Origin of the sequence: Mycetocola sp. JXN-3 (assembly GCF_014522285.1) — a bacterium.
In the GTDB taxonomy this organism is placed as follows: Bacteria; Actinomycetota; Actinomycetes; order Actinomycetales; family Microbacteriaceae; genus Mycetocola; species Mycetocola saprophilus.
Map to the genome: position 1 here is coordinate 2857176 of NZ_CP041635.1, position 20843 is coordinate 2878018.

Consider the following 20843-nt stretch of genomic DNA (forward strand, 5'->3'; position numbering starts at 1 on the left):
ATTTCTGCGGGCGCGGGGCGACGGGCGCTAGCCGATGGGGTCACCGGGGCCTCCGGGAATGTCCTCCAGGATGCCGTCCTCGACCGCGCGGCGCAGCAGCTCCAGCTTGGTGCGGGCCGGACGGCCCACCTCCACGTACTTCCCGCGAATGCGGTTCAGGTATTCCTTGACGGTGGACGGGGCGATGCCCAGCTCCACGGCCACATCCTTGAGCGGCAGGCCCGAGGCATACAGGCTCAGCACGTCGCGCTCGCGCGGCCCGAGCTGCGCTACCGCAAACTGCCGGTCGGCCTCGATCGCGCTGGCCCACTCGAGGTTGGTCAGCGGACCGCCGCCGGCGACGGTTTCGATCGCCGCCACCACGTCGTGCGCGGGAGAGGACTTGGGGATGACCCCGGCGGCGCCGGCGGCCAGGGCCTCGCGGACCAGGCCCACCCGGTCGGCGATGCTGTGAATCAGCACGGCCGCGCCGTCTCGGGAGACCGCGCGCACGTTCTCGGCCACGCTGGATCCGTCCCCCAGCGAGAGATCCAGCACCACGACGTCCACCGGCACCCGGATCTCCAGGAACTCGGCGACCCCGGCGGTGCTGGACACGATGCGGTGACCCGCGGCCGCACACACGGCCTGCAGGCCGAGTCGGACCGACTCGTGATCATCGATCACGGCAATACGCACGGCACCCATCAGCGCCGCCCGGTCCGCACCAGCGAGGCCACGGCCTCGACGTGGTGGGTGTGCGGGAACAGGTCGAATCCGCTCACGCCGGTGAGGGTGTACCCCGAGGCGGTGAGCTGGCCGAGGTCGCGGGCTAGGGCCACCGGGTCGCAGGCCACGTAGATGATCTGGGCCGGGTCGAGCTCCACCAGCTGCTCGATCACGCGCTTGCCGGCGCCCGAGCGGGGCGGGTCCAGGACCACGGTGCCGGCTGCAAGTCGCGCACGCTCGGCCGATCCGGCGTTCTCGAACAGTCCGCTCAGGTAGGCATCCACCCGGGCGGTCTGGGCGCTGGCCCCGATCCACTCGGCGAGGTTCTCCCCCGCGTGAACGGTGGCCCGCTCGCTGGATTCCACGCTGGTGATCCGGGTGCCCGCGCCGAAGCGGTCACCGACGGCGGCGGCCAGCAGGCCCACCCCGCCGTAGAGGTCGAGGTTGCCGGCGGAAGGATCGAAGTAGTCGGCGTCGATCGCGTCCTGCACGGCGGTGGTCAGGACCTGGGCGGCTCCGTGGTGCACCTGCCAGAAGCCGTTTTCGGCCAGGCGGAACTCGCGTCCACCCACGGTCTCGATGATGGTCGGGGCATTCGCCGGGGCCACCGGCGCGCGACCGCGACGGCGCACCTGCTCGCGCAGGTTCACCCGGGTTTCGCCCCCCGAGGTGCGCAGAATGTCGATCGAGGCGGTCCCCGCGGGGACGCCGTGGCGCGGCATCGCCTCGGCGATAGCCGCATGGGCCAGCGGCAGGTCGTCCACCTCGATTACGGTGTGGGTGCCGGACGCATAGGGCCCAACCCGGCCCTCGCCGTCCACCTGGAGGCTCACGCGGGTACGCCAGCCCAGGCCGCCGGTCTCGTCATCGCCGGGGACCGCGGACACGGTGACCGGCAGCTCGATGCCACCAAACCGGGCCAGGGCCTCGGTCACCACGGTTTCCTTGAGGCTGCGCTGGTGGGCCAGGTCGATGTGTCCAAACTCGGCCCCACCGGCACGCTGCGCGGGATCGCGGGTGATGCTCGCGGCCGACCACACGTGCTCGCGACGGTGCTCGGAGGGCTCCAGAACCTCGAGGGTATCGGCCTCCCAGAAGCTGGACTTCTGACGGCGGACCCGGGCGCGCACGCGCTCGCCGGGGATCGCGTCGGTGACAAAGACCACGCGGCCCTCATGTCGGGCGATAAAGACACCACCGTGGGCTACGTTGGTTACATCAAGTTCGAGGATCTGGGGGTCGGATTGCACACTCACACTCCGAGCTTCCCACGTTTTCCCCGCCGCGACCTACTTTTGTGCCAAGGAACGTCATGACCCTGTACCTCGCCTCCACCTCTCCCGCCCGCCTGATGCTGCTGCGTTCGGCGGGGATCGAGCCCGTGATTGTGCACTCTCACGTGGATGAACCGGCCACCGTCGCCGCGGCCGAGGCGGCCTCCGGTCCGCTCTCTACCCCAGAAATGGTGGCGCTGCTGGGCCGGGCCAAGGCCGAGGCGGTGACCCGCGATGCCGACGGCAACCCGCTGGATGGCTTCGTCCTCGGTGGAGACAGCTCGTTTGAGCTGGACGGCGTCTCCCAGGGCAAGCCGCATACGGCCGAACGGGCCACCGCGCGCTGGGAAGCCCAGCGCGGCCGCACCGGCACGCTGTATTCGGGACACTGGCTGATCGACTACCGCGGTGGGGTTCCGCGCGCCGCCACCGGCGGGGTGGCCCGGGCCACGGTGACCTTCGCCGACAACATCACCGATGCCGAAATCGCCGCCTATGTGGCCTCGGGCGAGCCGCTGTGGGTGGCCGGCGCGTTTACCCTGGACAGTTTGGCCGGCGCCTTTATCTCCGAAATCTCGGGACACCCCTCAACCGTTATTGGCCTTTCCCTCCCGCTTTTGCGTGATTCTTTCGCGGAATTAGGGGTGTTATGGACGGATCTGTGGAACCGACCCGGGGCCCTCGGCGCTGTGGAACTGTAGGGTTTCACGCAATCCGATTCACTTTTTTGTGAGAGTCCACCAAAGCCCGAGGCCAAAGGCATCGTAGGCTAGGGGACTGTGCCCCGTATTACTAAAGTTCTCATCGCCAATCGTGGCGAAATCGCCGTCCGTGTAATTCGTGCTGCCCGCGACTCGGGAATCGGTTCGGTTGCCGTCTATGCCGACCAGGACCGTGACGCCCTCCACGTGCGCCTCGCCGATGAGGCCTACGCCCTCGGCGGCAGCACCAGCGCCGAGACCTACCTCGTCATCGACAAGCTGCTCTCGGTCGCCCGCCGCTCCGGCGCGGACGCCGTGCACCCCGGCTACGGCTTCCTGGCCGAGAACGCCGACTTTGCCCGCGCCGTGATCGGTGCCGGCCTCACCTGGATCGGCCCGAGCCCCGACGCGATCGAGCTGCTGGGTGACAAGGTTTCCGCCCGTCACGTGGCCGAGAAGGTGGGCGCACCGCTGGCCCCCGGAACCCTGAACCCGGTCTCCGGTGCCGACGAGGTCCTGGCCTTCGTGGATGAGTTTGGCCTGCCGGTCGCGATCAAGGCCGCCTTCGGTGGCGGTGGACGCGGCCTCAAGGTGGCCCGTACCCGCGAGGAGGTGCCGGAGATGTTCGACTCGGCTACCCGCGAGGCCGTGGCCGCATTTGGTCGTGGCGAGTGCTTCGTGGAGAAGTACCTCGACCAGCCGCGTCACGTCGAGACCCAGTGCCTCGCCGACGCCGAGGGCAACGTGGTGGTCATCTCGACCCGCGACTGCTCGCTGCAGCGTCGCCACCAGAAGCTGGTGGAGGAGGCTCCGGCCCCGTTCCTCACCGATGAGCAGAACGAGCTGCTGTATGCCGCCTCCAAGGCCATCCTCAAGGAGGTGGGCTACCAGGGTGCCGGTACCTGCGAGTTCCTGATCGGCAAGGACGGCACCGTGTCCTTCCTCGAGGTCAACACCCGCCTGCAGGTTGAGCACCCGGTGTCCGAAGAGGTCACCGGTATCGACCTGGTGCGCGAGCAGTTCCGCATCGCCGAGGGTGGACTGCTGGACTATGCGGACCCCAAGCCCGAGGGCCACTCGTTCGAGTTCCGCATCAACGGCGAGGACCCAGGTCGCGGCTTCCTGCCCCAGCCCGGCCCGATCCACGTGTTCAAGACCTTCGGTGGCCCCGGCATTCGCCTGGACTCCGGCGTGACCGCCGGGGACGAGATCTCCGGCGCATTCGACTCGCTGATCGGCAAGATCATCGTGACCGGCAAGACCCGCCAGGAGGCGCTTGAGCGTTCGCGCCGCGCCCTGGACGAGTTCGAGGTTGCCGGCCTGCCGACCGTGCTGCCCTTCCACCGCAAGATCGTTCGCGATCCAGCCTTCGTGGGGACCGACGGCACCTTCGGGATCTACACCCGCTGGATCGAGACCGAGTTCGTGAACGACATCGAGCCCTGGGATGGCGAGCCGCAGGCACTGGGTGCCCCCGCCGGTCGCAACACCGTGGTGGTCGAGGTTTCCGGCAAGCGCCTCGAGGTCAGCCTGCCCGACTCGGTCCTGCCCGCGCAGAACTCCGGTGCCCGCAAGCTCGCGACCCCGCCCGCCCGCCGCGGCGCAGGTTCGACCTCGGGTGCCCGCGCCACCGGCGACTCGGTGTCCTCCCCGATGCAGGCCACGATCGTCAAGGTCGCGGTTGAGGAGGGCCAGAAGGTTGTCAAGGGCGACCTGGTGCTTGTGCTCGAAGCCATGAAGATGGAACAGCCGATCACCGCCCACAAGGACGGCGTCGTCAGCGCGATCAGCGCCCCGGTTGGCGAAACCGTCTCGGCCGGCCACGTCCTGCTGAACATCCTCGACGCGTAACCACGCGCACACGACACAGCGCCCCGGCCGGGTTTCCTCGGCCGGGGCGCTGCGCTGTTTAGGGGCTGCGTCGCGGGGGCTGCGTCGCGGGTGCCCACACCGTGAGTGGGCACCGCCGCCCTCGTGTTGCGAGGACGCTCGCGCTAGGTCGGCTCATCACACGGGAGCAGCCCGCTCGCACGGGAGCATCAACGAAGCGGCGTAATCCGCCCCTCTCGCGCCCTCGATAGCAGTGCCGCGCCAACGAGAAGGAGCAGCGAGACCGCGCCGATAGTCAGGAACGACGATCCCGGTCCGGCCCCCTGAATGACAAATCCCGCGAGCGCCGTGCCCGCCGTGCCACCGACGTTGTGCGCGGTGTTGACCCAGGTAGTGGATTCGGTGCGTCGCAGTTCGCCACCAAAGTCCTGAGAGGCCAGATACGCAACGATCATCACCGGGGAGAAGAAGAGTCCTGCGGCAACAACCGTGAAGATCAGCCAGGCGGGATGACCGGACATCATCGCGAGCGAGGACAGCAGCACCAGGGCACCACTACATCCCAGGACCTGTGCGCGCGGTGTGATGGTCAGACGCAGAGCCCCGAAGATAAGCCCACCCAGCGCGCTCGCCCCGGCAAACAGGCCCAGCGCAAGGCCCGCAGTGGCGGCACCCTCGGAGCCGGGGAAGGCAGCGGGGAGCGCGATGGTCAGGTTACCCGAGATCAGCCCGGCGGAAGCAACCGGTAACAACAACCCCAGGAAGCGCGGATCGCTAAAGAGCGAGACGGCGCGCGGCCCCCCGGAACCCGGCGCCGAGCGCGCATCCGCACCGGACGTCCGCACCGTCGCGGAAGGCCGCGGCCGGTACCCGGGTGAACGGACAAACAGCGCCGCGCCCACCATAACGAGGCCGGCGGGAACCAGCATCACGGTACCGGGTGCCCATACCGCCAGGAGCAGGCCGGAGAGTGCGGGGCCCACCAGATACAGCAACTCCTCCACCACCGCGTCGAGACTGAGGGCACGGCGGCGAAGATCCGGATCCGCCGCCATCTCGGACCACGCCACTCGCATCGCCGGACCAATCGGTGGCGCGACCGCTCCGGCGAGACCGGCGAGCACCGTCATCACGGTGCCGGGCCAGGCACCAAACGCTCCGAGGGCCAACAGGATCAGCGTGCCACCGTAGGCCAGGGCGAGGCACAGAAGTACCCATCGCCGATCGAAACGATCAATCAGGCGTGCACGAAACGGGGCAAGACCCGCGGCGGTGGCACCGCACATGGCCACCGCGAAGCCCGCGACGGCGACCGAACCGGTGGTGGTCTGAACCGCAAACAGCAGGGGAAGAAAAACGAGCGCATAGGCCGAGCGGCCGACGGTTGCGCTCAAAAAGGTCAGGGGGACAGCGGGTAATGCGAGCACGTCAATATAGCGTGCATTCCGCGATGAATGCATCAAAAAAACTCCAGGCAGGGGCGCACACGGGCGCGGTGAATGATGGGTCAAGCTACCGAAGAAACGGGAGCGACCAATCAATCACGGGTGCTGAGCATGCCCACAGCCTAGCAGGGGACGCGGATCTACGGGCGGGCCGTGCGGATCCCGTCGAAGGCAAAGCCGAGCACACGCTCGCCCTGCTCCTCGGTCTCGTAGGCGACACCGGCGACGCCGACCACCAGGCGGATCACGTCGGCGATCTCCACGTCCGGACGCACGAGGCCCGCGGTCTGAGCGTTCTCCAGCAGGGGCTCCCCCGCTGCGTACATCGCCGTCCGGCAGCACAGCATGGTTTCCGAGCCGCGGTTCAGGCCGTCCAGCAGCGCACGCTTGGTGGCCAGGAACGGGATAAACTCGCGCAGCCAGGCCTCGAAGGCGTCCCACTCGCTGCCGCCGTCGTTGAGGTGCTCATCGGCCTTGCGGCACAGCACCAAAACCTCGGACGCATAGACGCGCTCGATCAGATCCTCTCGGGTGGGGAAGTTGCGGTACAGCGTCCCGATGCCCACGCCCGCGCGGCGCGCGACCTCCTCCAGGGAGGCGGTGATGCCCTCCTCGCGGAAAACAACCTTCGCGGTCTCGATCAGCGCGTCATAGTTGCGGGCCGCATCGGCGCGGTGGGGTCGGCTGGTTTCGACCAGGGTCTCGAGTTCCACCAAATTTCCTTCCAACACTTGCAAACCGGAGGAACCCTCCGGTAATCTAAGAGCATGCCTCCGGTAATCCAGGAGGACGCCTCCACTTTACTCCTCGTGCAGGCCATAATCTACCCTTCGGCACGACACTCCGACTCACCCAGCAGCCCGAGCGTTCGAGTCGTTTCTGAAAGGTTCCCACCGTGTCGACTACGACTCGACGTCCACTCACCCTCATCTTCCTGATCCTCGCCATCGCCTCCGCGGCCATGTCGATGCTTCAGTCGCTGCTGAACCCCGCGCTCCCGCTGATCCAGCAGGAGCTCCACACCACCCAGACCGCGACCACCTGGATCCTCACCGCCTGGGCCCTCTCGGCCGCGGCCAGCACCCCGCTGGTCGGCCGGATGGGCGACCTGTTTGGCAAGAAGCGCACCATCCTCTTCGCCCTCGGCGCGATCGTGGCCGGAAGCATCCTGGCCACCTTCGCCCCGAGCATCGGGCTGCTGCTGGCCGGCCGCGTGCTCCAGGGCCTCGGCGGCGCGGTCTTCCCGCTGGCCTTCGGCCTGATCCGCGAAAACTTCCCCGCCGCCCGCGTGGCCGGAGCCGTGGGCATCATGTCCTCGGTGATCGCCGTGGGTGGTGGCCTGGGCAGCGTGCTCGCCGGCCCGATCGTCGACGCACTGGGCTGGCGCGCGCTGTTCTGGCTGCCCGCCGCCGTGGTTGCGGTGGTCGCCATCGGTGCCGCGTTTGTCCTGCCCGAGTCCGCCTCCCGTCCCGGCGGGCGCCTGCGCCCGCTCGGTGCGGTGCTGCTGGCCGGGTGGCTGGTCGCCCTGCTGCTGCCGCTGTCCAACGGCTCGCGCTGGGGATGGGCCTCGCCGCTCACCATCGGCCTGTTTGTCCTGGCCGCGCTGCTGATGCTGGTGTGGATCCGCGTGGAGGCCACCTCTCTCACCCCGATCGTCGATATGAAGATGATGCGTCTGCCCGCCGTGTGGACCACCAACCTGGTGGCCTTCCTGTTCGGCGCCGGCATGTTCGCGATGATCACCTTCGTCCCGCAGTACGTCCAGACCAGCCCCGCCCAGGGCTACGGCTTCGGGGCCTCGGTCACCCTGGCCGGCCTGGTCATCCTACCGATGACCGTTGGTATGGCGGTCGGTGGTGCCTTCAGCGCCCCGCTGACCCGCCTGCTCGGCTACCGCATCCAGCTGATGACCGCGAGCGCGATGGGCGCGATCGGCTCCGCCCTGATCGTGATTGAGCACTTCGCGCTGTGGCAGATCGCCCTGGCCTGTGGCATCTACGGCCTGGGTCTCGGGATCGCCTATGCCGCGCTCACCAACGTGATCGTGAACGCGGTTCCCGCCCATCAGACAGGTGTAGCCACCGGAATGAACACCAACATTCGCACCGTGGGCGGGGCCGTGGGCACCGCGATCTTCGGGGCGATTGTCACCTCGACCGCGGGTGTGGCCGGACTACCCACCGCCGCGGGCTACACCGGGGCGTTTGTTTTCATCACGATCACCGGGATTGCCGCCACCGCGGCCGCCGCGCTGATCCCCGGTCGCCGTCCCGCACGGGAGGCATCCGGTCCCAAGACCACGGTCGAAACGGCGACCCCCACCCACGCCGAGGCCCTGGAAGCCGAGGCTTCGGTGGTCATCGCCGCGGCCGGCGCCGCCCTTCCCGCCGACGAAATCCCCGCGGACATCGAATCCGACCTCGATGCCGCCCCCACACTCCGCGACGGTATCTCCGCGCGGTAACCCGGGCCGATTCTGGCCCACACTCGATTCCGAAGGGAGCATCTACACACGATGATCACAACAGCCCTCCGCCTAGGCGAGGCCGTCCGCGGCCTCTGGAACGACATGCGCGACTCGGCCTATCTGCGCCGCGCACTCCGCGAAACCGATTCCCCGATGGAATCCGCGGACGACTCGGTACCCCTTAAACCGGGCACCCTCTGCATCGCATAATGGAGAAACGCGCCACTCCCGGCGCGACCCCGTGACACCCAGAAGGCCCGGATCCTCACGGATCCGGGCCTGTGTTGGTCCTAGCTGTTTTCGGGAGACGCGGGGGTGTGCGCGTCGGGATCATCCACGTGGGTGGCCGCGCCGTACTCGGTCGCTCCGCCCTCGTCGGTCCAGTCGCTCCCGGCCTGATCGCTGTGCGCCGGATCCGATACGTGATCGTGTTCGGCGGGTGTTCCGTTGGTGCCCTCGGTCTGTGCGTTCATAACACTCCTCTCGCGGTTCACGGCCCCGGATTCCAAGCGGCGAAACCCGAGGTTTGTCCCGACACCCTACCGCGCCCGGGCACCGATTGCGAGCCCTTGGCGCTACGGATGCGGCCCAACCCCGAGCACGGTAATCTCCCCCTCCCCCGGCCCGTAGCGCCACAGCAGCCGCCAGGCCGAAGGGGTGTGGTGCTCGACATAGGATCCAAACACCCCCACCCCGTCCTCATCGTTGACCGCCACATGTTTATGGCTGCGCAGCGAGGGATACAGCGGATCGTTGGCGAGCTTCTCCAGGGCGAGCTCGACCCGGCGCCGTTTCTTCCGCATGGATGGACTCCCGCGCAGGTCTTCCAGCGCGCGACGGCACCCCTCGGAGTATCGAAGTTCAAATTTCTGGGCCATCGGGGCCTCCTCACACTCGGTGTGAGAACAGCGTGCGCCGCCACGATGGGTAATACCGGTATGGCGAGAAAATCCCCGGAAAACACGGGATCCCGCCCGCGGACAACGCGGACGGGACCCGAAACGCCAGACTCAGGTGCCAGACACCCGGTGTCAGACGCCAGACACCCGGTGTCAGACGCCAGACGCCAGACGCCAGACGCCAGACGCCAGACGCCAGACGCCAGACGCCAGACGCCAGACGCCAGAGTGAGACTAGCCGACGCGGTGCATCGCCTTCGCGGCATCGGTGATCGAGCCCACCAGCGACGGATACACGGCAAAGGCCGCCGCCACCTGGTCCACCGTCAGGCGGTGTTCCACGGCCAGCGCGAGCGGGAAGACCAGCTCGGAGGCCTTGGGAGCCACGATCACGCCACCGAGCACGGCACCGGAGCCGACGCTGGCAAACAGCTTCACGAAGCCGTCCTTAATGCCCATCATCTTGGCGCGCGGGTTGTGGGCCAGCGGCAGCTTATAGATTTCGCCGCGGACCTTACCGTCCTCGATCTCCTTCTGGCTCCAGCCGACGGTTGCGATCTCCGGCTGGGTGAAGACGTTGGCGGCCACGTTGCGCAGCTCGATCGGGTTCACCGCGTCACCCTGGGAGTGGTAGATCGCCGTGCGCCCCTGCATCGAGGCCACCGAGGCCAGCGGCAGGAACGTGGTGCAGTCACCGGCGGCGTAGATGTTGGGGACCGAGGTGCGCGCGACCTTATTGACGCGGATGTGACCGGACTCGGTCATCAGCACGCCGGCCTCCTCGAGGCCGATGCCCGCGGTGTTGGGGATCGAGCCCACGGCGATCAGCGCGTGCGAGCCGGACACCGTGCGGCCATCGGACAGGGTGGCCAGCACGCCGTCACCGTCTCGCACCACCGAGTCGGCGCGGGACTTATTCAGCACGGTCATGCCGCCGCGCTTGAAGACCTTCTCGATCACCGCGGCGGCGTCGGCGTCCTCGCCGGGCAGCACCTGGTCGCGGCTGGAGATCAGGGTCACGGTTGAGCCCAGGGCGCGGTAGGCCGAGGCGAACTCGGCACCGGTCACGCCAGAACCCACCACGATCAGGTGCTCGGGCACGGTCTTGAGGTTGTAGAGCTGGGTCCAGGTCAGGATGCGCTCGCCGTCGGGCTTGGCGGTGTCCAGGATGCGGGGGCTCGCGCCCACCGAGACGACGATGGTGTCGGCTTCGATCCGGTCAAAGTCGGCACCGGTGCCGCCGGACTCGGTCGAGGCGATGACCGCGTCGCGGCCGTCCAGGCGTCCGTGCCCGTCGATGATGGTTACGCCGGCCTCGACCAGCGACTGACGCATGTCCTCGGACTGCGCGTGCGCCATGCTCAGCAGGCGCTTATTCACCGCGCCCAGGTTGACGGCCACCTCGGGCTGAATCGGCTTGCCGGTGTTCTCATCCTGCGCATAAAAACGGACCCCGAGATCACTCGCGGTCCGAATGGCGGTGGTTGCCTCGGCGGTGGCAATCAGCGATTTGGAGGGGACAACATCGGAGATGACGGCGGATCCGCCGACCCCGATCCGCTCGATTAGGGTCACCTCCGCGCCGAGCTGTGCGCCGGCCAGGGCTGCCTCGTAGCCGCCCGGGCCGCCACCGATTACCGCAATCTTTTGGGTGCGTTCAAAGTCGTAGACCATGACCTCCATTCTTGCAGGCTTATCGGGGCGTTCAAAGTGAATTCGGCGCGCCTCGAAAACGGGCGCGATCCGGGGTCTTTGGCTAGAGTGGAAACCATGTCAGACTCCACCACAAACCCCCTGCACGACCCGGCCGTTTCGCCGCGCGAGGTTGCCGCCGAAGCCGCCGCCCAGATCGCCGAGAAGACCGGCGTCGCCTCGCACGATATCGCGCTGACCCTCGGCTCCGGCTGGGGCAAGGCCGCGGACCTGCTCGGTGAGACCGTCGCCGAGTTCCCCGCCGAGGAGGTTGTCGGCTTCTCCAAGCCCGCGCTGCCCGGCCACGGCGGAACCCTGCGCTCGATCAAGCTGGCCAACGGCAAGCACGCGCTGGTCATCGGCGCCCGCACCCACTACTACGAGGGCCACGGCGTTCGCCGCACCGTCCACTCGGTGCGCACCGCCGCCGCCGCCGGTGCCAAGACCATGATCCTCACCAACGGTGCCGGTGGTATCAAGGAGCACTGGACCCCGGGCACCCCGGTGCTGATCAGCGACCACATCAACCTCACCGCGGATTCCCCGCTCGAGGGTGCCACCTTCGTGGACCTGACCGACCTGTACTCCTCGCGTCTGCGCGACCTGGCACGCACCATCGCCCCCGAGCTGGACGAGGGCGTGTACTGCCAGTTCCGCGGACCGCACTATGAGACCCCCGCCGAGGTGCAGATGGCCAAGACCATCGGTGGCCACATCGTGGGTATGTCCACCGCGCTGGAGGCCATCGCCGCCCGCGAGGCCGGCATGGAGATCCTGGGCATGTCCCTGATCACCAACCTGGCCGCCGGAATCTCCCCCACCGCGCTCAGCCACACCGAGGTCATCGAGGCCGGTCAGGCGGCCGAGGCCAAGATCAGCGCGCTGCTCGCGCAGATCGTCGCGGCGATCTAATCCGTTAGAGCACGTCACGTGGCGGCGGCACCGAGATTTCGGGCCGCCGCCACACCGCGTTAATCACCGCTTCCACACCCGGTTTTGCGGCCGATCCGGTTAGCATGGTGGACATGCAAACTGCAATGAACAGCCTGAGCCGACCCGGCGGAGCCCGATGAGCGGCGAGAATACCGGTTCCGTTCCGGTGTGCACCGACCTGCTTGAGCGCGCCGAGGCGTGGCTCGCCCAGGATCCCGATCCGGAGACCCGCGATGAGCTCTCCGCGATCCTCGAGGCCGTCCGCGGCGGCGACTCCGCCGCCCGCGCCGACCTGGCCGACCGCTTCGCCGGACGCCTGGAGTTTGGCACCGCGGGCCTACGTGGCCGCGTCGAGGCCGGATCCAACCGGATGAACCGCGTCCTGGTCTCCCAGGCCGCCGCCGGCATCGGAGCGTTCCTCAACGCCCGCGCCGGCGACACCACCCCGAGCGTCGTGATCGGCTATGACGGCCGCAAGAACTCCGACGTGTTCGCGCGCGACAGCGCCGAACTGCTCTCGGGCGTGGGCATCCGAGTGACCCTGCTGCCGCGTCCGCTGCCCACCCCGGTGCTGGCCTTCGCCGTCCGTCAGCTGGGTACCAGCGCGGGCATCATGGTGACCGCGAGCCACAACCCGCCCGCCGATAACGGCTACAAGGTGTACCTCGGCGATGAGGACGCGGGCTCGCAGATTGTCGCCCCGGTGGATGCCGAGATCGCGACCCAGATCCTGCGCATCGCGACCGACGAGAGCGTGCTGGATCTGCCCCGCTCCCCCGAGTATGCGATCGCCGATGAGGCCGTGATCGACGCCTATGTGCGCGCGACCGCCGCCCTGGTTGACCAGACCCCGCAGCCGCTGCGCGTGGTCTACACCGCGATGCACGGTGTGGGCTGGGAGACCTTCGCCCGGGTGGTGACCGCCGCCGGGCTCCCCGAGCCCATCGCCGTGGCCGCCCAGCGCGACCCCGACGCCGCCTTCCCCACCGTCGCGTTCCCGAACCCCGAGGAGCCCGGCGCGCTGGATCTGGCCATCGAGACCGCGCGCGAGCACGGTGCCGACCTGATCATCGCCAACGACCCCGACGCCGACCGCTGCTCGGTCGCGATTCCCGATCCCGCGGCACCGGGCGGGTTCCGCCAGCTGACCGGTAACCAGATCGGCTGGTTGCTGGGATGGCGTGCCGCCGAGCGGGCCCGCGCCACCGGTCGTCACGGCGCGCTGGCCTGCACCATCGTGTCCTCCCCGGCCCTGGCTGAGGTCGCGCGTCAGTACCAGCTGGACTTCGCCGAAACCCTCACCGGGTTCAAGTGGGTCTCCCGGGTCCCGCACCTGCTGTTCGGCTACGAGGAGGCCATCGGCTACCTGGTTAACCCCGACACCGTGCACGATAAGGACGGCATCTCCGCCGGCCTCGCCGTGCTTGAGCTCGCCGGTGCCGCCGCCGAGGAGGGACGCACCCTGGGCGACATGCTCGACGAGTTCGCTACCCGGTTCGGTTACTTCGGCAGCGACCAGCTCTCGATCCGCTTCACCAACCTGGCCCAGATCCCCGCGCTGATGGCGCGCCTGCGCGAGACCCCGCCGGCCCTGCTGGGCAGCCGGGAGATCGTCAAGATCGAGGATCTGTCGGTGGCCACCGCCGAGCGTCCGGGCACCAACGCGCTGCGCTGGGAACTCTCCGACGGTGCGCGGATCATGATTCGCCCGAGCGGCACCGAGCCCAAGGTCAAGTTCTACCTCGACGTGCGTGGCGAGGACGAGACCGTGCTGGAGAGCCTGGTCGAGATCCGCAGCGACCTCACCGAGCTGGTTTCGGAATAGCCTCACATACACAACGAGCCGGGTGGATCTCTCCACCCGGCTCGCTCTGTGTTGACGCTAGCTCAGGGCCTCTTCGAGCTTGTCAGCCAGCTCGTCCAGGTCGAAGTAGTTGTTGATCACGATGATCTCCGCGTAGGTCTTGCCGATGGCCGGGACCAGCTCCGAGGAGGTCAGGATGATCTGGGCGTCGGCGGCGGCGGTCATCACCGAGGCCGCATCGCTCGCCGTGACCGTGGCTTCCAGACCCAGGCGGGCCAGCGCGCGCTCGGCGTTCACCTTGAGGATGCCGGATGTTCCCACCCCGGCCCCACAGATTGCAACGATGTGCATCACGGTTGACCCCCTCTATTCCGCGGCCGGAGCCCCGAGGATGTCGCGCACACGCTCCGCGGTCGGTGCCTCGGCCAGGGCCGGGATCGACCCGGCATCGTTGAAGACGTTGGCCAGCTCGGCCACCGTGGTGACGTGCTCCTCGGTGCCGGTGACGGCCAGGCCGATGACCACGTTGACCGGGTCGTTATGCGGGTGTCCAAACACCACGGGCTCGGCCAGGGTGACCACGGCGATGCCCGAGTTCAGCACGTCGGGGCCCGGGCGGGCATGCGCGAGGGCCAGGCCCGGCGCGATCACCACGTAGGCACCGAATTCCTCGATGACCTCGATCATCCGGTCGGAGTAGCTCTCGGCTGTAAAGCCGCCACGCTCAAGAGCGTTGCCGGCAAGCCGCACCGCGTCACGCCAGTCACCCGCACTGGCGTGCAGGTTGATTGCGTCGTCGGGAAGCGGGGGTAGCGGCATGAGATCCTCACTGAATCACGGGGGCGAAGGGTTCGTTCTTCCAGGCTACCGGTTCCCACCCCGAGAATCGGTAGAACGCTCGCTATGCGTCCGCCGCGGCGTCGAAACCTGCACGAATGCGCTCGGTCAGGTACTCCCGGTCCTCGGTGGGCATAAACGCGGCGGCGGCCGCATTGAGCTGGAAGATTTCCAGGTCTTCGAGGTCGTATTCGAAGGCAGCCGAGAGCAGGGCCAGCTCGCGGGTCAGCGAGGTTCCGGTGACCGTGCGGTTGTCCACGTTGACCGTGACTCGGAAGCCCAGCTGGTAGAGCAGGTCGAAGGGGTGATCCTCGAGCTCGTCACCCCAGGCGTCGATCGCCCCGGTCTGCAGGTTCGAGGAGGGGCTGAGCTCAAGCGCGATCTCGCGGTCGTTGACCCAGTGCGCCAGCTCCCCCATCTCCACATAGACGTTGTCGCCCTCGGTACGACGCACCTCGATATCCTCGGCCAGGCGCACGCCGTGGCCTAGGCGCAGGGCGCGTCCATCAAACAGCGCGCCCTGGATCGAGTCGAGACCGGCGGCCTCCCCCGCGTGCACGGTGACCGGGAAGTAGTGCTGGGCCAGATAGTCGAAGGCCAGGCGGTGCCGTGCGGGCGGGAAGCCGTCCTCGGCACCGGCGATGTCGAATCCGACCACGCCGTGATCGCGATGACGCACGGCCAGCTCGGCGATCTCCAGCGCGTTATCCGCGTGACGCATCGCGGTGAGCAGCTGGCCCACCTCGATCTCGCCCCCGGCTCGGCGCACATCATCCACCCCGCGCTCGAGACCCTGCTGCACGGCCTCGACCGCGCGGTCGAGGGTCAGCCCACCCCGCAGGTGCTGCTCGGGTGCCCAGCGAATCTCGGCGTAGATCACGCCGTCGTCGGCCAGGTCGTGGACAAACTCACGGGCAACCCGCGCCAGTGCATCCGCCGTCTGCAGGACGGCGATGGCTAGGTCAAAAGTCTTCAGGTAGGCGGGCAGACTGCCGGCGCTGGCCTGGTCGATAAACCACTCGGCGAGTGCCTCGGCGGTGTTGGCGGGGGCCTCCAGGCCGGCCGCGGCGGCCAGATCCAGGATGGTCTGCGGGCGCAGTCCACCGTCCAGGTGGTCGTGCAGCGACACCTTGGGCAGGGCCCGCAGGTTGATGCCGCCGGGCAGAGTGTAGTTATCCGAGGTACTCACCCGGCAAAGTCTACCCGCGACCCTCGCGAAACGACAGGGTAAATCCAATGCCGTTCATACACTCGTCATCAGACGACGGATTTGTTGATATATCAGCGGTTTTAGATACCACAAAGCCCGCGAATTCAGACTGAGAATTCGCGGGCTTCGAGGCGTCTAGAGCAGGTCGTTGCGACCGGAGATCTTTAGCGCATCCACCACGGATTTCACCCGCTGGGCGTGCTCGCTGGTGGTGACCAGCAGGGCGTCCGGGGTGTCCACCACGACGATGTTCTTCACACCGATCAAGCTGATCACGCGGTCGGTCTCGGACACCACGATGCCGCTGGAGGCATCCGCCAGCACGCGTGCATTCTCGCCCAGGATGGCCAGATCGCCGCCGGCACCGCCGGTGTTGAGCTTGGCGAGCGAGGCGAAGTCGCCCACATCGTCCCACTTAAAGGCGCCTGGGATCACCGCGAGGCGACCGGCCGCCGCGGCGGGCTCGGCCACCGAGTAGTCGATCGCGATCTTCTTGAGCGTGGGCCAGATGCGGTCCACCGCGGGGCCGCGGGTTGCCGGGTCATCCCAGGCGGCGGCGAGCTCCACGATCGAGGCGCGCAGTTCGGGCTGGTTACGGCCCAGCTCCTCCAGCAGCACATCGGCGCGGGTGATGAACATGCCCGCGTTCCAGAGGTAGCCGCCGTCAGCCAAATAGCTCTGCGCGGTGGGCAGGTCGGGCTTCTCCACGAAGCACTCGACCGCGCGGGCACTCGCTGCACCGGTGATGTTCAGGTCATCGGCCACCTTGATGTACCCAAATCCCACGGCGGGCTCGGTCGGGGTAATACCGATGGTCGCAATAAACCCGGCGTCGGCCGCCAGCACGGCCTCGTTCACGGCGGAGCGGAACAGGCGGTCACCGCTGATCACGTGATCCGCGGCGAACGAACCGATGATCGCGTCCGGCTCCCGGCGCACCAGGATGGCGGCGGCGAGGGCAATGGCCACGGTCGAATCCCGTGGGTCGGCCTCCAGCACGATGTTCTGGTCCGCGAGCCCGGGCAGCTGCTCCTCCACAGCGGCGCGGTGCGCGCGTCCGGTCACAACCATGATGCGCTGGTCGCCGGCGATCGGTGCCAGGCGGTCCCAGGTCGCCCGCAGCAGGGTCGAACCGGAGCCGGTGAGGTCGTGCAGGAACTTCGGTGCATCCGCGCGGGACAGCGGCCACAGTCGTGAGCCGACACCCCCGGCCGGAATCACGCTAAAAAAGCGGTCGAGTGCGGGTTTCATGTCTCCAGGGTAGTCGGCGCAACCTGAGAGGAGCGGGCGACTCGGCGGGCAACGCCTCAATCACCGGCGCCTCCCGGCGAGTGTCGCGTCACCCAGACAGCAAATTTGCCGGGAGTTCCCGGTGAACAGCCGGTTTCGGACAGCGAATATCTCCGACCACTAAGGGTCGCCTAAGCGGTAACCGACTCATTGTCGACATAGGATGGGCGTAGCGCCTAAAAGACGCACGACGGCTCGTGTGGCTGTCGACCGAGGCTTCGACGATTATGGGAGGGCTGTTCGTGTCAGTGCAGACTGCAGGGACTCCACCGAAGGCATCAAAAAAGAAACCGCGTCCCGCGGGTACGCTGTACCGCGGTCACGAGGGCATGTGGTCATGGGTTTTCCACCGCATAACCGGCGTCGCGATCTTCTTCTTCCTGCTGGTTCACGTGCTGGATACCGCGCTGGTGCGTGTATCCCCCGAGGCGTATGACGCCGTGATCGGCACCTACCAGACCCCGATCATGGGCATTGGCGAGGTCGGCCTGGTGGCCGCGATCGTCTTCCACGCCTTCAACGGTCTGCGGATCATCCTGGTGGACTTCTGGTCCAAGGGAACCCGCTACCAGAAGCTCATGTTCTGGATCGTGATCGCCCTCTGGGTGCTCACCATGCTCGCCTTTGTGCCGCGGCACCTGACCAACGTGTTCAGCCACTAGGAGGCCCGCCATGACTACTACCGAAATCGCGGCTCCCCGCTCCCCCCGCACCCGTGGAAACGGCACCAACTGGGAAAAGTGGGGCTGGCTGTACATGCGTGTCTCCGGCGTTGTGCTGGTGGTACTGATCTTTGGTCACCTGTTTGTGAACCTGTGGCAGGGCACCGGCGTCTCCGCCATTAACTTCGCCTTCGTGGCCGGCAAGTGGGCCGACCCGTTCTGGCAGTGGTGGGACGTCATCATGCTGTGGCTCGCGCTGATCCACGGCGGCAACGGCATGCGCACCATCGTCAACGACTACGCCCGTGGACGCACCACCCGCGGCATCCTGAAGATCGCCATCCTGGCGGCCGTCGCGATCCTGATCATCCTCGGCACGCTCGTGGTCTTCACGTTCGACCCCTGCATCGGAAACCCCTCCTCCGATGCCCTGATTCAGCTCTGCGCCGCGCACTAGCGACCGCGGACACCCAACGATCAACACATTGGAAAATTCTGTGACGAACAGCACCCAGGGATCCACCATCGTAGGCGGCGTCCACTACCACCAGTTCGACATCGTGATCATCGGTGCCGGCGGTGCCGGAATGCGCGCGGCCATCGAGGCCGGACCGAATGCCAAGACCGCCGTCATCTCCAAGCTCTACCCGACCCGCTCGCACACCGGTGCGGCCCAGGGTGGCATGGCCGCCGCCCTGGCCAACGTCGAGGAAGACTCGTGGGAGTGGCACACCTTCGACACGATCAAGGGTGGCGACTACCTGGTCGACCAGGACGCCGCCGAGATCCTGGCCAAGGAGGCCATCGACGCGGTCATCGACCTGGAGAACATGGGTCTGCCCTTCAACCGCACCCCCGAGGGCAAGATCGACCAGCGCCGCTTCGGCGGTCACACCCGCGACCACGGCAAGGCTCCGGTTCGCCGGGCCTGCTATGCGGCCGACCGCACCGGCCACATGATCCTGCAGACGCTGTACCAAAACTGCGTCAAGCACGGCATCAACTTCTTCAACGAGTTCTACGTCCTCGACCTCATCATGACCGAGGTGGACGGCGTCAAGCAGCCCTCGGGCGTGGTCGCCTATGACCTCTCCACCGGCGAGCTGCACGTCTTCCAGGCCAAGGCGATGATCTTCGCCACCGGTGGCTTCGGCAAGATCTACAAGACCACCTCCAACGCCCACACCCTGACCGGTGATGGCGTCGGCATCGTCTGGCGCAAGGGTCTGCCGCTTGAGGACATGGAGTTCTTCCAGTTCCACCCGACCGGTCTGGCCGGCCTCGGCATCCTCCTCACCGAGGGTGCCCGCGGTGAGGGCGCGATCCTGCGCAACGCCTCGGGTGAGCGCTTCATGGAGCGCTACGCCCCCACCATCAAGGACCTCGCCCCGCGTGACATCGTCGCCCGCTGCATGGTCCAGGAGGTGGCCGAGGGCCGCGGTGCCGGACCGCACAAGGACTACGTGTACCTCGACTGCACCCACCTGGGTGCCGAGGTCCTGGAGACCAAGCTGCCCGACATCACCGAGTTCGCCCGCACCTACCTGGGCGTCGACCCGGTGGTTGAGCCCGTCCCGGTGATGCCGACCGCCCACTACGCCATGGGTGGTATTCCCACCAACGTCAAGGCCGAGGTGCTGCGCGATAACACCACCGTGGTTCCGGGTCTGTACGCCGCCGGCGAGTGCGCCTGCGTGTCCGTGCACGGCTCCAACCGTCTGGGCACCAACTCGCTGCTCGACATCAACGTGTTCGGGAAGCGCGCCGGAAACAACGCCGTCGAGTACGTCAAGACCGCCGAGTTCGTGCCGCTGCCCGAGGACCCCGCCAAGGAGGTGCGCGAGCTGCTCGAGCAGGTCCGCACCGGAACCGGCACCGAGCGGGTGGCCGTGCTGCGCAAGGAGCTGCAGGACCACATGGACCGCGGCGCCCAGGTGTTCCGCACCGACGAGTCCCTCGCCGAGGTCACCGAGACCATCCACCAGCTGCGCGAGCGCTATAAGAACATCAGCGTCCAGGACAAGGGCAAGCGGTTCAACACCGACCTGCTCGAGGCCATCGAGCTGGGCTTCCTGCTCGACCTCGCCGAGGTGGTTGTCTTCTCCGCCCGGAACCGCAAGGAGAGCCGCGGCGGTCACATGCGCGACGACTTCCCCAAGCGCGACGACGAAAACTACATGCAGCACACCATGGCGTACCTGAGCGGCGATCCGCACTCCGCCGACGCCGGTGACCACATCACGCTGGACTGGAAGCCCGTGGTCATTACCCGTTACCAGCCGATGGAAAGGAAGTACTAATCGTGGCTACCGCTACCGCCGAGAAGCCGCCGGCAGCCGCCGATGCGGTCCCGTCCTTCACCGTCACCCTGATCATCCGCCGGTTCGACCCGGAGGTTGACGAGGAGCCGCGCTGGCAGGACTACGACGTGGAGCTCTACGGCACCGACCGTGTGCTCGACGCGCTGCACAAGATCAAGTGGGAGCAGGACGGGTCGCTGACCTTCCGCCGTTCCTGCGCGCACGGCATCTGCGGCTCGGATGCGATGCGCATCAACGGCCGCAACCGCCTGGCCTGCAAGACCCTGATCAAGGACCTCGACATCTCGAAGCCCATCTATGTGGAGGCCATCAAGGGCCTGCCGCTGGAGAAGGACCTCGTGGTCGACATGGAGCCCTTCTTCGAATCCTTCCGTGAGGTGCAGCCCTTCCTGCAGGCCAACAGCACCCCCGGCACCGGCAAGGAGCGCGTGCAGTCGGTGGCCGACCGCGCCCGCTTCGACGACACCACCAAATGCATCCTGTGCGCCGCGTGCACCTCGTCCTGCCCGGTGTTCTGGACCGACGGCCAGTACTTCGGCCCGGCGGCGATCGTGAACGCCCACCGCTTCATCTTCGACTCCCGCGACGACCAAGCCAAGGTCCGCCTCGACATCCTCAACGACAAGGAGGGCGTGTGGCGCTGCCGCACCACCTTCAACTGCTCCGAGGCCTGCCCCCGTGGCATCCAGGTGACCCAGGCCATCGCCGAGGTCAAGTCGGCGATCATGCGCGGCAAGCCGTAAGGAGTACCCAAAAGGCCCCGATCCTGC

Annotated in this window: 21 protein-coding genes; 10 read left to right on the plus strand and 11 right to left on the minus strand. The window is 67.5% G+C overall.

Annotation, left to right across the window (positions count from 1 at the left end):
- Positions 1 to 27: 27 nt before the first annotated feature.
- Both C7C57_RS12940 and C7C57_RS12945 read right to left on the minus strand, forming a co-directional pair.
- Entirely contained in the window at positions 28 to 687 is a 660-nt protein-coding gene (locus tag C7C57_RS12940; protein ID WP_187976745.1) for a response regulator transcription factor, read from the minus strand.
- On the minus strand, positions 687 to 1958 hold the full coding sequence (locus C7C57_RS12945) for a class I SAM-dependent RNA methyltransferase (protein WP_187978379.1): 1272 nt from the start codon (positions 1956 to 1958) through the stop codon (positions 687 to 689). The genes C7C57_RS12940 and C7C57_RS12945 overlap by 1 nt, the downstream gene beginning before the upstream one ends.
- 62 nt (positions 1959 to 2020) lie before the next feature.
- Here C7C57_RS12945 and C7C57_RS12950 point away from each other — a divergent pair, with 62 nt between their 5' ends.
- A complete protein-coding gene (locus tag C7C57_RS12950; protein WP_187976746.1) occupies positions 2021 to 2683 on the plus strand; it encodes a nucleoside triphosphate pyrophosphatase in 663 nt (220 codons plus the stop codon).
- Positions 2684 to 2761: 78 nt separating this feature from the next.
- Complete coding sequence (locus C7C57_RS12955) at positions 2762 to 4534, plus strand: biotin carboxylase N-terminal domain-containing protein (RefSeq protein WP_187976747.1); 1773 nt, start codon at positions 2762 to 2764, stop codon at positions 4532 to 4534.
- 188 nt (positions 4535 to 4722) lie between these two features.
- On the opposite strand, the gene C7C57_RS12960 is transcribed toward C7C57_RS12955, so the two are convergent.
- Together C7C57_RS12960 and C7C57_RS12965 are read right to left on the minus strand one after the other, a co-directional pair.
- On the minus strand, positions 4723 to 5907 hold the full coding sequence (locus C7C57_RS12960) for an MFS transporter (protein ID WP_187976748.1): 1185 nt from the start codon (positions 5905 to 5907) through the stop codon (positions 4723 to 4725).
- A gap of 191 nt (positions 5908 to 6098) precedes the next feature.
- Positions 6099 to 6671, minus strand: a complete 573-nt coding sequence (locus C7C57_RS12965) for a TetR/AcrR family transcriptional regulator (RefSeq protein ID WP_255505687.1) — start codon at positions 6669 to 6671, stop codon at positions 6099 to 6101.
- 182 nt (positions 6672 to 6853) lie between these two features.
- On the opposite strand from C7C57_RS12965, the gene C7C57_RS12970 reads away from it, so the two are divergent.
- Both C7C57_RS12970 and C7C57_RS12975 read left to right on the plus strand, forming a co-directional pair.
- On the plus strand, positions 6854 to 8422 hold the full coding sequence (locus C7C57_RS12970; protein ID WP_255505688.1) for an MFS transporter: 1569 nt from the start codon (positions 6854 to 6856) through the stop codon (positions 8420 to 8422).
- Between the two features lie 51 nt (positions 8423 to 8473).
- Complete coding sequence (locus C7C57_RS12975; RefSeq protein ID WP_187976750.1) at positions 8474 to 8635, plus strand: hypothetical protein; 162 nt, start codon at positions 8474 to 8476, stop codon at positions 8633 to 8635.
- 80 nt (positions 8636 to 8715) lie between these two features.
- Here the strand turns inward: C7C57_RS12975 and C7C57_RS12980 are convergent, their stop codons facing one another.
- The 3 genes from C7C57_RS12980 to C7C57_RS12990 all read right to left on the minus strand — a co-directional run bounded on the left by C7C57_RS12980 (position 8716) and on the right by C7C57_RS12990 (position 10998).
- Entirely contained in the window at positions 8716 to 8898 is a 183-nt protein-coding gene (locus C7C57_RS12980; protein ID WP_187976751.1) for a hypothetical protein, read from the minus strand.
- A 102-nt stretch (positions 8899 to 9000) separates the two neighbouring features.
- Entirely contained in the window at positions 9001 to 9303 is a 303-nt protein-coding gene (locus C7C57_RS12985) for a hypothetical protein (RefSeq protein WP_030149032.1), read from the minus strand.
- Positions 9304 to 9558: 255 nt separating this feature from the next.
- Complete coding sequence (locus C7C57_RS12990; protein ID WP_030149033.1) at positions 9559 to 10998, minus strand: NAD(P)H-quinone dehydrogenase; 1440 nt, start codon at positions 10996 to 10998, stop codon at positions 9559 to 9561.
- A 96-nt stretch (positions 10999 to 11094) separates the two neighbouring features.
- On the opposite strand from C7C57_RS12990, the gene C7C57_RS12995 reads away from it, so the two are divergent.
- Together C7C57_RS12995 and C7C57_RS13000 are read left to right on the plus strand one after the other, a co-directional pair.
- Positions 11095 to 11928 carry a purine-nucleoside phosphorylase gene (locus C7C57_RS12995; protein ID WP_187976752.1) on the plus strand — a complete coding sequence of 278 codons (834 nt, stop codon included), beginning with the start codon at positions 11095 to 11097 and terminating at the stop codon, positions 11926 to 11928.
- A 157-nt stretch (positions 11929 to 12085) separates the two neighbouring features.
- Positions 12086 to 13774 carry a phospho-sugar mutase gene (locus C7C57_RS13000; protein ID WP_051701965.1) on the plus strand — a complete coding sequence of 563 codons (1689 nt, stop codon included), beginning with the start codon at positions 12086 to 12088 and terminating at the stop codon, positions 13772 to 13774.
- Positions 13775 to 13831: 57 nt separating this feature from the next.
- On the opposite strand, the gene C7C57_RS13005 is transcribed toward C7C57_RS13000, so the two are convergent.
- The 4 genes from C7C57_RS13005 to C7C57_RS13020 all read right to left on the minus strand — a co-directional run bounded on the left by C7C57_RS13005 (position 13832) and on the right by C7C57_RS13020 (position 17051).
- Entirely contained in the window at positions 13832 to 14104 is a 273-nt protein-coding gene (locus tag C7C57_RS13005) for a PTS sugar transporter subunit IIB (RefSeq protein ID WP_030149036.1), read from the minus strand.
- Positions 14105 to 14119: 15 nt separating this feature from the next.
- Entirely contained in the window at positions 14120 to 14572 is a 453-nt protein-coding gene (locus C7C57_RS13010; RefSeq protein ID WP_187976753.1) for a PTS sugar transporter subunit IIA, read from the minus strand.
- An 82-nt stretch (positions 14573 to 14654) separates the two neighbouring features.
- Positions 14655 to 15779 carry an adenosine deaminase gene (locus C7C57_RS13015; protein WP_187976754.1) on the minus strand — a complete coding sequence of 375 codons (1125 nt, stop codon included), beginning with the start codon at positions 15777 to 15779 and terminating at the stop codon, positions 14655 to 14657.
- Between the two features lie 156 nt (positions 15780 to 15935).
- Positions 15936 to 17051: a mannose-1-phosphate guanylyltransferase gene (locus C7C57_RS13020; RefSeq protein WP_030149039.1), complete on the minus strand. Its 1116-nt coding sequence runs from the start codon at positions 17049 to 17051 to the stop codon at positions 15936 to 15938.
- Positions 17052 to 17332: 281 nt separating this feature from the next.
- Here C7C57_RS13020 and sdhC point away from each other — a divergent pair, with 281 nt between their 5' ends.
- From sdhC to C7C57_RS13040, 4 genes are read left to right on the plus strand one after another with little or no spacing between them, the layout of a single operon-like run.
- Positions 17333 to 17752, plus strand: coding sequence for a succinate dehydrogenase, cytochrome b556 subunit (sdhC, locus tag C7C57_RS13025; RefSeq protein WP_255505689.1), 420 nt, complete (start codon positions 17333 to 17335; stop codon positions 17750 to 17752).
- Between the two features lie 10 nt (positions 17753 to 17762).
- Positions 17763 to 18209: a succinate dehydrogenase hydrophobic membrane anchor subunit gene (locus tag C7C57_RS13030; protein WP_030149041.1), complete on the plus strand. Its 447-nt coding sequence runs from the start codon at positions 17763 to 17765 to the stop codon at positions 18207 to 18209.
- Between the two features lie 40 nt (positions 18210 to 18249).
- Positions 18250 to 20052, plus strand: coding sequence for a succinate dehydrogenase flavoprotein subunit (gene sdhA, locus C7C57_RS13035; protein ID WP_187976755.1), 1803 nt, complete (start codon positions 18250 to 18252; stop codon positions 20050 to 20052).
- A gap of 2 nt (positions 20053 to 20054) precedes the next feature.
- Positions 20055 to 20816, plus strand: a complete 762-nt coding sequence (locus tag C7C57_RS13040; protein WP_030149043.1) for a succinate dehydrogenase iron-sulfur subunit — start codon at positions 20055 to 20057, stop codon at positions 20814 to 20816.
- The last annotated feature ends 27 nt before the right edge of the window (positions 20817 to 20843 follow it).

What these genes read in the sequence shown, in the direction of transcription:
- C7C57_RS12950 (WP_187976746.1), top strand. Translation starts at nt 2,021, where the DNA reads ATGACCCTGTACCTCGCCTCCACCTCTCCCGCCCGCCTGATGCTGCTG.
- C7C57_RS12990 (WP_030149033.1), bottom strand. Translation starts at nt 10,998, where the DNA reads ATGGTCTACGACTTTGAACGCACCCAAAAGATTGCGGTAATCGGTGGC.
- C7C57_RS13010 (WP_187976753.1), bottom strand. Translation starts at nt 14,572, where the DNA reads ATGCCGCTACCCCCGCTTCCCGACGACGCAATCAACCTGCACGCCAGT.
- C7C57_RS12995 (WP_187976752.1), top strand. Translation starts at nt 11,095, where the DNA reads ATGTCAGACTCCACCACAAACCCCCTGCACGACCCGGCCGTTTCGCCG.
- C7C57_RS12980 (WP_187976751.1), bottom strand. Translation starts at nt 8,898, where the DNA reads ATGAACGCACAGACCGAGGGCACCAACGGAACACCCGCCGAACACGAT.
- C7C57_RS13030 (WP_030149041.1), top strand. Translation starts at nt 17,763, where the DNA reads ATGACTACTACCGAAATCGCGGCTCCCCGCTCCCCCCGCACCCGTGGA.
- C7C57_RS12940 (WP_187976745.1), bottom strand. Translation starts at nt 687, where the DNA reads ATGGGTGCCGTGCGTATTGCCGTGATCGATGATCACGAGTCGGTCCGA.
- C7C57_RS13005 (WP_030149036.1), bottom strand. Translation starts at nt 14,104, where the DNA reads ATGCACATCGTTGCAATCTGTGGGGCCGGGGTGGGAACATCCGGCATC.
- C7C57_RS13000 (WP_051701965.1), top strand. Translation starts at nt 12,086, where the DNA reads ATGAGCGGCGAGAATACCGGTTCCGTTCCGGTGTGCACCGACCTGCTT.
- C7C57_RS12975 (WP_187976750.1), top strand. Translation starts at nt 8,474, where the DNA reads ATGATCACAACAGCCCTCCGCCTAGGCGAGGCCGTCCGCGGCCTCTGG.
- C7C57_RS12985 (WP_030149032.1), bottom strand. Translation starts at nt 9,303, where the DNA reads ATGGCCCAGAAATTTGAACTTCGATACTCCGAGGGGTGCCGTCGCGCG.
- C7C57_RS13020 (WP_030149039.1), bottom strand. Translation starts at nt 17,051, where the DNA reads ATGAAACCCGCACTCGACCGCTTTTTTAGCGTGATTCCGGCCGGGGGT.